We start from the raw sequence: 12,932 nt of genomic DNA on the forward strand, positions 1-12,932 counted from the left end.
TTGGTTAGAATTCGTCACTTTATAGCGCGATTAGAAATAACGGTTCATTTATTAGTAAATTAGATTAAACTTGTAAAATAAAGATTATATTTCGAGCCGTTATGCTATCAGCTTTCTTCATTACAGACCAAGATCCAAGCCTAATACTCAATGGGGTTTACGACCCTCTTCTAGTCTCAATGTCTGTATTAATAGCCATTTTTGCTGCTTTTTTTACTACAAAGCTCATTGATTTAGCAAAAGAGACTAAATTCCCTCGTTATCAACGTTTAGCAAATATAACCGCAGCAACTGTATTTTCTTCTGGTATTTGGAGTATGCACTTTATAGGTATGTTAGCTTTTTCGCTATGTACTAATATAAGCTACGATCCAACAATCACACTACTCTCTTTTCTTCCTGCTTTATTAGCATGTCAGTATGCAGTATCAATACTTGTAAATAGTGATGGAAACTTTAGAGTGCTCAGCATTTGCTCCATCTTACTAGGGGCTGGTATTGGTACAATGCATTACAGCGGTATGGCTGCAATGGAGCTTTCCCCAATGTTGCGCTATGACCCACTGACCTTTGGCCTTTCAATTTTAGTTGCCGTCGCTCTTTCGTTTATAGCGTTATATAGCCGCTTTAATCTTGAAAAATTTTTTCCAAAACTATCATACCTACAAAATAGAGCCATCAGCGCTACAATATTAGGCTTTGCTGTTGCTGCTATGCATTATATGGGCATGGCATCTACACGCTTTGTTGCAACATCTCCTCTTTTATATGACGACGCAAATGCTTCTGCTGGGCTCACTTTTGTAGCCATCGCGGTTGCAACTGCAACGATTGCCATTACAAGCGTAGTAGCGGTACTTAATGGCATGGTCAGATATAAAATGTTACTTGAAGAAAAGTCAGCCGACGAGTCTCGCTTAAACGCAATTTTAGGCACAGCCATTGATGGAATCGTAACGATTGATCACACCGGCATTATTTTGAGCTTTAACGAATCAGCCAGTAAAATTTTTGGCTGGCACGAAAATGAAGTACAAAATCATAATATTAAAATGCTAATGGATGATGCTATCGCGATGCATCACGATAGCTACCTTTCTAAAGCTAAAAATATTGATTTAGGTAAAGTAATCGGTGTTAACCGTGAAATTTTTGCAAAGCATAAAAATGGCCACTTATTCCCGATTCGTTTGGGGATTGGAGAAGTTAATCAGCCAGGGCAAAATCCTCTATACGTAGGCTTCATAACAGACTTATCAGAGCAACGAGCTTTACAAAAAAGCCTAGAGGAAAAAGAACAAAAGTATCGCTCTTTAATGGATAACATGCCAGGTGTGGCTTTTAGGTGTAAATTTGATGATAACTGGACCATGCTTTTTATCAGCCCGAGCATCAACGAGTTAACGGGTTATAACCCTAATGAATTTACTGAACATTGCATTGAATTTAACGATCTAGTTTTAAAATCAGACCAGCAACCTATTGTAGATGCCGTCACAAAAGCCGTAGAAGAGAAACGTCAGTATTCAATCGAATACAGAATTCGCCACAGAAGCGGTAAAATCTTATGGCTTTTAGATAAAGGCAGCATCGACTTTGACCCCCAAGGCCAAGCAAAGTGGATTGATGGTGTTTTAGTCGATATTACAGAACGCAAAGAATATGAAGAAAAACTAGAGCAAGCTAAATTTAAAGCTGAAGAAGCTGCTTATGCAAAGCAATCTTTTATGGCTAATATGAGCCATGAAATACGCACCCCTATGAATTCTATAATAGGTTTTAGTGACTTGTTAATGGATACCCCACTTGATCAAGAACAACAAAAACATTTAGTGACCGTAAATAATGCAGCGCGTTCATTACTTAGATTATTAAATGAAATTCTCGATTCCGCAAAACTAGAGCGCGGTAAGCTCACTATTGAGCCAATACACTTTAGTTTAAAGCCAGTAATAGACAGTATTATTTCTACTTTTTGGTTAGAAGCTAAAAAGAAAGATTTAGAACTTAAACTTCATATTAAAGAATCAGTAAGTGCTACTTATTACGGTGACCCAGATCGACTCAGGCAAGTACTTACTAATTTAATTGGTAATGCTATTAAGTTTACCGAAAAAGGCTCTGTTACCGTAACTGTTGCTATAACACAAAATCAGCATCTGTTTTTTGAAGTGCAAGATACCGGTATTGGTATTGCAAAAGATCGTATTCAAGCAGTGTTTCAACCTTTCGAACAAGCCGATGGTACTACTACTCGCCGTTTTGGTGGTACAGGTCTTGGTACTACCATAAGCAAACAACTTGTAGAGCTTATGGGCGGAACAATAAACTTAGTAAGTGAGCTAGGTAAAGGCACCTGCTTTTACTTTTCATTGCCGCTTACTTTAGGTGACGAAACTAAAATAGATCATTTTGATGGTCTACACACACAACTGCCTGCACTTAGGGTGTTAGTAGTTGACGATATAGAGCAAAATACAGAACTACTTTCTTTACTCCTGTCACGCGATCAACATGCAGTTACCAAGGCATCTAACGGACTTGAAGCGATTAAAGTATTTGAAGAACAAGACTTTGATGTCATTTTAATGGATATACATATGCCATTGTGTGATGGCATAGAGGCAACACAAAAAATAAGAGCAATAGAAAATCAAAGACAAATTAAATACACGCCAATTATCGCGCTCACAGCCAGTGTATTACAACAAGATAAGCTTACGGCTAAAAAAGCAGGCATGAATGGCTTTGCAAATAAACCCGTCGATATAAATCAGCTAAACCAAGAAATAGCACAAGTGCTTGGTCTTGGTATTGCAAAAGAAATGGTTATATCGCAAAGCGATCCTAAAGCGCAGCATATAGATTTTGAAAAAGGGTTAGCCCTTTGGGGTTCTAAGTGTAAACAACTTACAGAGATTACTAAATTTATTAGTGACAGTAATAAACGGTTCGAAACATTATTCAGTGATAAATTATCAAACATAAAAGATGTCGATAGCACCATTCACACACTTAAAGGTGTTGCTGGTAACTTAGGTCTAATAACATTAATGAAGTTATTAACCGATTTAGAGCAAAAACAAAGTGACGCTAAAGTTATTAGTACTTTAGAGGATATAAAAAACGAGCTACTTGTCATCTCACAATTGCTATCATCTAATACTTGCGATAAGCCAAGTAGTAAGCCTGAAGATAATAGTTCTGACACGCTATCAATTGATGAAATTAAGTCACTGTGTAAGACGCTTTATCAAGATGCACAAAATGCAGAGCTAAATGATGAGCTATTAGCAAAGCTGCAACGCGGCGCACCTTCAATCTATAAAAATGAAGTTGATGCTATAGCCGAGGCCTTTGATGAATTTGATTTTGATAAAGCACACGTAATACTAGAAACCTTACTTGAAAAACTAACAAACAATGAGTATTAATTAATGGATTTTACAACAGATAGGCCACGAGTATTAATTGTTGACGATGAGCCTGCAAATCTAAAAGTAATGCGCGAAGTGTTAGGTAATCAATATCGTATGTCGTTTGCTAAATCGGGTGATGCCGCATTGGCACTACTTGAAAAAGAACTACCAAAGCTAATCTTGCTCGACATAATGATGCCAGATATGAATGGTTTTGAAGTATGTCAAATAGTTAAAGGTAACCCTAAAACATCACACATCCCAATTATTTTTGTAACTGCACTTGGTGATGAAAGCGATGAATATAAAGGTTTTGAGTTAGGCGCCGTAGATTATATTACTAAGCCAATAAGCCCTGCTATTGTAAGAGCTAGAGTTAAAACTCACTTGTCGCTAGTGCAAGCTGAGCAATTAAAACAAGCACATGTAGATTTAGTACAACGCCTAGGCCGTGCTGCTGAATATAAAGATACTGACACTGGCGAACATATAGTGCGTATGAGCCAATACAGCAAAGTATTAGCATTAGCGCTAGGTATGGATGAGCAAAGTGCAGAGCTTTTACGCCAAGCCGCCCCAATGCACGATGTTGGGAAAATAGGTATCCCTGATGCTATCTTACTCAAGCCAGGAAAGTTAACTTTTGAAGAGTTTGAACATATGAAGAAACACGCCATAATTGGTGCACAAATATTAGCAAATTCTTCATCGCCATTATTACAACTCGCTCATAAACTTGCTATTGAACACCACGAAAAATGGGATGGTTCAGGCTATCCTAACGGGATCAAAGGCGAAGAAATATCAATTGAAGGTAGAATTGTTGCCGTTGCTGACGTTTTTGATGCTCTGACTTCAAAACGCCCTTATAAAGAGGCATGGAGTGTAGAGAAAACAGTTTTGCATATGCAAGAGCAAGCAGGAGCTCATTTTGATCCCGCTCTAATCGAACTATTTGTGAAAAACTTAGACGATATTCTTGCTATAAAAAATTCAAATCAAGAAAGCTAATTCTTTTTAGCGCTGTGAGAGCCAAGCTCAACATTTGGATAGTAAGACTTTATATAACGATAGTCATGTGAGGTAATTTCATGGCTATTACCGCTTTCATCTTTAAAGTACATAGAAAACGTTACACCATGATCCGCTAGCACTGCTTTTATGTTTAAACCCTCAAGATGATTACGCCATTGAATAAATTGATCCCCTGAGGCCAAAAATGCAATCCCTTTACTACGCCCCTCACCTTCAAAAAGTGCTAAACGAGTTGTTGAACTAGTATCTTCAAGTGTTAAAGGGCCGCGTCCGTCCTCATCCCAAAAGGCAAGCTCGGGTACTACACTAAAACCTAAAACACGCTCATACCACTTAACGGCATCAACCAAGTTATCAACATTTAAATGGCAATGATCAATCCCAGATAATTTAGGTATGCTTGTATTATTCACGTTACTCACCTATTTCTGACTTTAATTGCTCTAAAAAGTCATGCATATACCTTGTACGCCTGTTCGCTTCTGCTTTAGCAGATGGCGTATTCATACTATCGGCAATATGTAATAACTTTATAAAAAAGTGATCAAGCGTGTATGTTTTATCATCAGCCTCGCGTTCAACACAAAAAGGGTCTTCTGGATTGTACAATAGCCGAGAAATTGATCCGCCTACTTTCATGCATCGACTCACCCCAATAGCGCCCAATGCATCCATTCTGTCAGCATCTTGTACTATTTGCGCTTCAACTGTTTTAATTTTTATATTTGCGCTGAAACTATGAGCGGCAATGGCATGATGAATCTCATCAAAAAGTGACTCGTCATAATTAATAGATTTTAAAAATTCCAATGCCTTATCGGCTGCCATAGTAGAGGCTTTTGCACGATCAGGGTGGTTTTTAGCCACCGCCACACAGTCGTGCATCCACGCTGCAGGTAATACAACTGACATGTTTGCCTGCTCCGCATTACATAACTGTATTGCAACGCGCACCACGCGTTCTATATGGGTAATATCGTGAGCAACATCGGCATGCACTAAAGAGGTTATAAATTCTCTACATTGTGAATTAAGTATTTTTAAATCGGGGCTTAAAACGGCGTCAGGCACTATTAGGTTCCAAAAGCTAATGAATCGATAAATTATCCGTACTTTACCGTGCTTTATGCCCACCTTGCAAAACATTCATTGTATGTTGCTCCTTGCTTGACTAAAATACAGCGCTTATTTATTACTACTGAGAAGCCTTATGTCATCTGCCGTTTACCTACAAGCTGGTCGCGATAAATCATTAAAAAGAAAACACCCTTGGTTATTTTCAAAAGCCATCAAAAAAATTAAAGGTAAACCTGGATTAGGCGACACAGTAACGATTCACGATAGCGAAGGTAAGTTTTTAGCAACTGCTGCTTACAGCCCTCACTCACAAATTCGTGCACGTGTTTGGAGCTTTGACGAAAAAGAAGTAATTGATCAAAACTTTTTTGAACGCCGTTTACGTCGCTCATTAGAAGCACGTAGCCAAGTAATAGAAGAAGGCGGATTAACAGGGTTTCGATTATGTGCTGCTGAATCTGATTACTTACCAGGCGTTACAATCGATAAGTTTGATAATGTATTAGTGTGTCAGCTACTAAGTGCGGGTGCCGAGCGTCATAAAGGCGAGATTGTTGGCGCGTTGATGTCTATTTTCCCAGGTTCTAGCATTTACGAGCGCTCAGACGTAGAAGTACGCACTAAAGAAGGCTTAGAGCCAATAAAAGGCGCTCTTTGGGGTAACGAACCAACACAGCCGGTACTTATTGAGGAAAACGGTTTTAAAATTGAAGTCGATATAATTGATGGACATAAAACAGGCTTTTATTTAGACCAGCGCGATAGCCGCGCCGCACTTGAGCGCTTCTCAAAGGGTAAAACGGTACTTAACTGTTTTAGTTATACAGGTACATTTTCGTTGTACGCCCTGCGTGGTGGATGTGAGCATGTAACTAACGTAGACGTATCTCAACCCGCTTTAGATACAGCAAAACGTAATGTTGAGCATAATAACTTAGATTTAAATAAAGTAAGTTTTGTTAAGCAGGATGTATTTAAGTTACTACGCCAATACCGCGACGAAGGTAGACAGTTTGATACCATCGTAATGGACCCACCAAAGTTTGCTGATAATAAAGCGCAGCTAACCGGTGCGTGTCGTGGTTACAAAGATATCAACATGATTGCCATGCAAATACTAAAACCAGGTGGAACATTACTAACGTTCTCATGCTCTGGTTTAATGGAACAAAACTTATTTCAAAAAGTAGTAGCCGATGCAGCACTTGATGCAGGTAAAGACCTACTTATAATGGAGCGATTAAACCAGGCAGCTGATCACCCAATTGCTGGCAGCTACCCTGAAGGCTTTTACTTAAAAGGCTTAATCTGTAAGGTTTTTTAATATCTACTATTGAGTTTAACTGGATTCAAGTTAGTTAAACTGAATGATTTCAAGACCTGCTGTTACCGTGCCATCATCTTCTTTGCTGGCACGTATTACTTTTGCTGTTGCATTTAAAGGCGCAATACTTGGGTGAGTTGAATCAATGTTCACCGTCAGTAATGTATTAGGTTCAAGTAATTCATCTAAATGAATTGATAAACCTGTTGCACTTAAATCCACGCACTCTGCGGCAAAACTTAAACCCGCTATTGGTTCTATCGTTGTTAAATTTGCAGGTGTATTGATCTGCATGCGTCTAAAATTTCGCTTATCATCAGTAAACATACGTTACCTCTAAAAAACCGTGTTAATTTCTTCCAACAAAGCACCCACTGAAAATGGCTTTACAACATATGCGTTACAACCAGCGTCAAACCCTGCTTGTTTTTCAGATGGAGACTCTAGGCCCGATACCATAACAACAGGAATATTTTTTGTTTCAGGTGTGTGTTTCAGCATTCGGCATGTATCATAACCATCAAGACCAGGCATACAAACATCAAGCAAAATTATATCTGGCGGACTCGCAATTGCCGATGCAAGACAGCTTTGCCCTGAATCTGCATAACTAACATCAAATTTCGACGCGAGTGCTGCTTTGAGCATTTCAAAATTAAAATACTCGTCGTCTACCACTAAAAGTCGCTTTGTTTTATGTTCAATCGATGAGGACATAACTATGTCACTTCCTTTTCAAAACAAAAATAAATCCTCCTATTAAGGTACTAAGCTTAATAGAAAATGCAAGTTTTATTCTATCTCTTTTATCGCATTGAGTACCCGTTTAGCAGATATTGGGTAAGGCGTGCCAAGTGTTTGAGCAAATAGCGACACTCTAAGCTCTTGTTGCATCCAAAAAATAGCGGTTACTTCTTGTGGAATAGGCAAGCCTTTAGGCGTTTTATTAACTACTTTTTTGTACTCTTGAGCAACTTTATCCAACTCTAGTACGCATAACCTATCACGATTTGGATCCACAGGCAGCTTCTCTAAACGTTTTTGAATCGCTTTTAAATAACGAATTAAATCCGTTATTTTATCTGCGCCATGCGCGCTCACAAAACCTTTAAATATAAGTGACTCAAGCTGTGATTTTATATCGCCATGCGCGGTTATCATGGTTAAATCAACGCGCCCTTTCATTTTTTTATGCAGTGCGTGCGCAATACTTAATACTTGCTCAACTTGCGTTGCAATCGATACAACGGCATCACCTAGCTCACCTCGTATTTGCTCTTTTACTGTTTCAAATGCTTTTTCGTCGCGTATATCGCCGTGTTTCACTAATAAGCTATCAACACCTGCGGCGATACAATCATCAATTAAATCAGCTATTTTACCAAATGGATTAAAGTACAAACCCAGCTTTGCCTTATTCGGTAAGTTTTGTTGTAAGTACTTAATTGGCGACGGCACATTTAACAATACTAAACGGCGCAAACCTTGTTGATGCGCTTGCTGCGCTTTTGCTTCACTATCAAAAAGCTCCACTGCAGCGGCTGATTTTTTATCCACCAGCGCAGGGTATGCTTTTATTTCGTATTGACCTTGTTTTTTAACATATGACGCTGGCAGCTCACCAAAGTCCCATTGTGTTAGGTCTGATTTTTCAATGCCTTTATCGGCTACTTTAGACAGTGTTTCGGTTACTTCACCTTGCAGCTCTGCTTTAAGTTTGGCTAAATCAAGTCCACGAGCAAGTAACTTATCGTGTTCATCACGTACTTCAAACTGCAATCGTAAATGCGGTGCAAGCGCGGTTAAATCCCACGCTTCTGCATCAACTCTCACACCTGTCATTCTTAATAAGCGCGTAGCTAAAGCATCAATTAAGCTACCTTGCATTGGCTCAATAGCTGCAAGTACTGCATCTGCATAATTTGGTGCTGGCACAAAATTACGGCGAAGCGATTTAGGCAATGACTTTATAAGCCCACTTATTAGCTCATGTCTAAATGCAGGTATATGCCAGTCAAAACCACTCTCTTGTACTTGATTCAACAGTGCTACCGGTATTTGCACCGCAACACCATCAACCGCTTGTCCTGGGTCAAAATGATAAGCAAGCGGTAATATAATATTGTCTTGCTGCCATGTGTCAGGGTAGTCAAACTCAGTGATATTACTTGCACCATGCTGCATTAGCTCTTCACGGGTCATGTGTAAGTAATGTTTATTTTGTTGTTTTTGTGTTTTATACCATTTTAAAAATGCAGCGCGGTTATTAATTTCTTTGGGTATTTTTTTATCGTAAAACTCAAATAACGTTTGCTCATCAACTAAAATATCACGACGACGAGACTTATTTTCCAGTACTTGAATATCTTCAATAAGCTCACTGTTAAACGCTAAAAAGCCCTCGTTTAAGCCCAGCTCTTGCTCAACTAATGCAGTGCGTACAAAAAGCTCTCGGCTCACTTTAGGGTCAATATTGCTATAAACACAGCGGCGTTTATTTACAACAAGTAAGCCGTACAAAGTTTGCTGCTCAAACGCGATTACCGCACCTGGCTTTTTCTCCCAGTGTGGCTCTGTGTAGCTACGTTTTACTAAATGCTGTGCTAATGGTTCTACCCAGTTAATGTCTATTTTTGCATTTGTGCGGGCATATAATTTACTGGTTTCTACCAGCTCCGCTGACATGATCCATTTAGGACTCTTTTTAAATAAACCTGAACCCGGAAAAATATGAAACTGACTATTACGTGCACCTTTGTATATTTGCTTCTCATCTTTAAAGCCAATATGGCTCAGCATTCCGCTTAATAACGCTTTATGAACAAGTTCGCCATCAGCCGCTTGGCTGGTTGCTTTCATGCCCATTTCGTTACACACAGTACTTATTTGATAAACAATATCTTGCCACTCACGCAAACGCATATAGGCTAGGAAATCTTTTTGACACAGCTTTCTAAACTGGCCGTTAGTCAGCTCGCTTTGCTGCTCTTCTAAGTAATTCCATAAGTTCAAAAAAGCGATAAAGTCTGAATCTGGGTCGTCAAAGCGACCGTGTTTTTCGTTAGCTGCAGCACGTTTTTCTTGCGGGCGTTCGCGTGGATCTTGAATCGACAGCGCCGCCACAATAACAATCACTTCACGCAATGCGCCAAGTTTGTGAGCTGTGAGCACCATTTTAGCTAAACGAGGGTCTACCGGTAATCGGCTGAGTTCTCTACCTGAAGCGGTTAAACTCGTTTTACTATCACGTTTGTCTGGTTTTACTGCTTGTAGTTCTTCTAATAACGATAAACCATCACTTATATTACGGCTATCTGGTGCTTGCACAAACGGAAATTGCGCCATATCACCAAGCCCGAGTGCCAACATTTGCAAAATGACTGAGGCAAGATTAGTACGCAGTATTTCAGGGTCGGTAAACTCTGGGCGCGATAAAAAATCATCCTCAGAGTACAAGCGAATACAAATACCCGCTTCAACACGTCCACAACGACCCATACGCTGATTAGCACTTGCTTGCGATATAGGTTCTATTGGCAGGCGCTGAACTTTTGTACGATAACTGTAGCGGCTTATACGCGCAGTACCTGGATCTATGACATAACGAATACCAGGCACGGTTAGTGACGTTTCGGCTACGTTGGTCGATAAAATAATATGACGACGAGAATGTGGCGCAAATATACGGTTTTGCTCTGCGTTAGATAAGCGCGAGTAAAGTGGTAATACATCAGTGTGTTTTAAATTACGCTTGCTAAGTGCATCAGCGGTATCGCGTATTTCACGCTCACCGTTTAAAAATATCAGTATGTCGCCAGGACCTTCCGCGCACAGCTCGTCAACAGCATCAAAAATACCTTGTAGCTGATCGCCCTCGGCTTCCATATCTTCTTTATTAATATCGGCCGTTGGGTTGTAACGCACATCAACAGGGAAAGTACGGCCCGATACTTCTATAATGGGCGCATCATTAAAATGCTTTGAAAAGCGCTCAGGATCGATGGTTGCAGACGTAATTATTATTTTTAAATCGGGACGTTTTGGAAGTAGGTTTTTTAAGTAACCTAAAATAAAGTCGATGTTTAAACTACGCTCATGCGCTTCATCTATAATTATGGTGTCGTATTGGTTTAAAAATCGATCTTGCTGAATTTCTGCCAGTAAAATACCGTCAGTCATGAGTTTAACGTACGTATTATTAGAAACCTGATCGCTAAAACGAATTTTAAAACCGACTTGCTGACCAAGTTCGCACTTCATTTCTTCAGCAATACGGTTAGCCACCGTTCGCGCAGCGAGTCGGCGTGGTTGAGTATGGCCTATTAAGCCATCAACACCACGACCAAGCTCTAAACACATTTTAGGTATTTGAGTTGTTTTACCTGAGCCCGTCTCACCGGCAATAATAACCACTTGGTTATTTGCAATGGCGTCTTTAATTGTTTCCTTTTTTTGACTTACTGGCAATTGCTCAGGGTAAGTCACTTTAGGAAGGCCCGCTAAGCGTTTATCGCGTAATTCTTGGCTACGGGTTATATCAGCCGCTATTTTTTCAAGCGCGTTGGCATGCTTGTTTTCATCCGTTATTTTTTTTACGCCATGTAAGCGTTTTTTGAAAATGAATTGATCTTTTTTCAAGCACGTTTTTAGCTCGCCAAACAACTGACCTAGGTTTACCACCCGCATACCTTACAAAATTAGTTAAAGAGCCATAATTGTATCAAATTAAACGGCCGGGGTTAATCCTACAAAATGCATAACACGGGGTTGTTTGTTATATAAACGCTGCGATTCACCTAAACTGCGAATAATAAATCTATCTCAAGCAGTTATTTTCAGCGCTAACTGCACTGAAAATAACTGGCTAGCAATAAATGAATTAAAATATCATTGTGGTTCAATATGTTAGTAAATCTCTTAACCAGAGTTGAGGTTAATTAAATTACTTTGGCTTATTCGTCGTTAAAAATGCCCACGTAGGTCGCTTGCGTATTCGATTTACTTGCCCGATACATGCCAGAGGTATTAAACGGCAAGCTAATATTCCCCTTAGTATCAATAATAATAACGCCACCAGTGCCACCAATTGGCTTAAGCACACCGTTTATAACTTCATCTCCAGCTTCAGCTATGGTTTTACCTTGATACTTAACACGCGCACATATATCGCTCGCTACGTTATAGCGAATAAAATATTCACCGTGCCCTGTTGCCGATACTGCGCACGATTCGTTTTCAGCAAATGTCCCAGCACCAATTACCGGCGCGTCACCTACACGGCCATAACGTTTTGCCGTCATACCACCTGTGGATGTACCTGCCGCTAAATTACCGTTTTTATCAAGCGCCACTGCGCCAACCGTGCCCATTTTGTAAGAGTTAGGCAATGCTTTGTGCGCGGCTTGGTACTCTTTACTGGTTGCTTTGGCTTTATCTAATTTTTGTTTTGCTTTTAAAAGCGCTTTGTAACGAGGCTCGGTATCAAATAAGTTATTTTCGACAAGTTCAACACCTTGCTCTTTAGCAAACTCCTCAGCGCCTTGCCCACTAAGCATTACGTGTACAGAGTTATCCATGACCAAACGCGCTAATTTAATCGGGCTCTCAATATGCTTTACACCCGCAACGGCGCCTGCTTCACTGTTTCGACCATCCATTATGGATGCATCAAGCTCATGCCCGCCATCGTAAGTGTATACCGCTCCACGCCCTGCATTAAAATAAGGCGATTGCTCTAATACTGTAATTGCCGCAGTTACCGCATCTAAACTTTCACCGCCTTGGTGCAATACTTTATAACCTGTCTCTACAGCCTCTGTTAATTTAGCGCGGTACTGCTTTTCTTGGGCGGGTGTAAATCGTGCTTTTTCTATTGTCCCTGCCCCACCATGAATCGCAATGGCAAAAGGAGTCTCTGCAGCGAATACGCTATTACTTAAAGCAAAAAGGCTGCTCGCAAAAATTGCTAATAAGGGTGTTTTCATAATGAGTTCTTTTATGGGAAAGTTATAAACTAATGTGAATGGTTGCGGGCTTAATTTCAACTAAAGTGAGTTTAATGGCATAAAAAAAGCGCC

Annotated in this window: 9 protein-coding genes; 3 read left to right on the plus strand and 6 right to left on the minus strand. The window is 39.9% G+C overall.

The window, feature by feature from the left end:
- Window positions 1-101: 101 nt before the first annotated feature.
- Together GQR46_RS08305 and GQR46_RS08310 are read left to right on the plus strand one after the other, a co-directional pair.
- Window positions 102-3,434 carry an MHYT domain-containing protein gene (locus tag GQR46_RS08305; protein ID WP_165740682.1) on the plus strand — a complete coding sequence of 1,111 codons (3,333 nt, stop codon included), beginning with the start codon at window positions 102-104 and terminating at the stop codon, window positions 3,432-3,434.
- A gap of 3 nt (window positions 3,435-3,437) precedes the next feature.
- Complete coding sequence (locus GQR46_RS08310; RefSeq protein ID WP_165728206.1) at window positions 3,438-4,430, plus strand: two-component system response regulator; 993 nt, start codon at window positions 3,438-3,440, stop codon at window positions 4,428-4,430.
- Here the strand turns inward: GQR46_RS08310 and GQR46_RS08315 are convergent.
- Window positions 4,427-4,867 carry a VOC family protein gene (locus GQR46_RS08315; protein WP_024590998.1) on the minus strand — a complete coding sequence of 147 codons (441 nt, stop codon included), beginning with the start codon at window positions 4,865-4,867 and terminating at the stop codon, window positions 4,427-4,429. The genes GQR46_RS08310 and GQR46_RS08315 overlap by 4 nt on opposite strands.
- 1 nt (window position 4,868) lies before the next feature.
- On the minus strand, window positions 4,869-5,525 hold the full coding sequence (locus GQR46_RS08320; protein ID WP_165726322.1) for an HD domain-containing protein: 657 nt from the start codon (window positions 5,523-5,525) through the stop codon (window positions 4,869-4,871).
- 139 nt (window positions 5,526-5,664) lie between these two features.
- On the opposite strand from GQR46_RS08320, the gene GQR46_RS08325 reads away from it, so the two are divergent.
- Window positions 5,665-6,855: a class I SAM-dependent methyltransferase gene (locus GQR46_RS08325; RefSeq protein ID WP_007581068.1), complete on the plus strand. Its 1,191-nt coding sequence runs from the start codon at window positions 5,665-5,667 to the stop codon at window positions 6,853-6,855.
- A gap of 30 nt (window positions 6,856-6,885) precedes the next feature.
- Here GQR46_RS08325 and GQR46_RS08330 read toward each other — a convergent pair whose 3' ends face one another.
- The 4 genes from GQR46_RS08330 to GQR46_RS08345 form a co-directional block, all read right to left on the minus strand.
- Window positions 6,886-7,182, minus strand: a complete 297-nt coding sequence (locus tag GQR46_RS08330) for a PilZ domain-containing protein (protein WP_007581065.1) — start codon at window positions 7,180-7,182, stop codon at window positions 6,886-6,888.
- 9 nt (window positions 7,183-7,191) lie between these two features.
- Entirely contained in the window at window positions 7,192-7,572 is a 381-nt protein-coding gene (locus GQR46_RS08335) for a response regulator (RefSeq protein ID WP_007581064.1), read from the minus strand.
- A 75-nt stretch (window positions 7,573-7,647) separates the two neighbouring features.
- The gene (gene hrpA / locus GQR46_RS08340) at window positions 7,648-11,535 is read right to left on the minus strand and encodes an ATP-dependent RNA helicase HrpA (protein WP_197118893.1); all 3,888 of its coding nucleotides are present in this window, start codon (window positions 11,533-11,535) and stop codon (window positions 7,648-7,650) included.
- Between the two features lie 272 nt (window positions 11,536-11,807).
- Window positions 11,808-12,839 (minus strand): isoaspartyl peptidase/L-asparaginase, encoded by a 1,032-nt coding sequence (locus GQR46_RS08345; protein WP_165740684.1) that lies wholly within the window; start codon window positions 12,837-12,839, stop codon window positions 11,808-11,810.
- Between the last annotated feature and the right edge of the window lie 93 nt (window positions 12,840-12,932).

It is taken from the genome of Pseudoalteromonas sp. Z1A6, assembly GCF_011378745.1.
In the GTDB taxonomy this organism is placed as follows: Bacteria; Pseudomonadota; Gammaproteobacteria; order Enterobacterales; family Alteromonadaceae; genus Pseudoalteromonas; species Pseudoalteromonas arctica.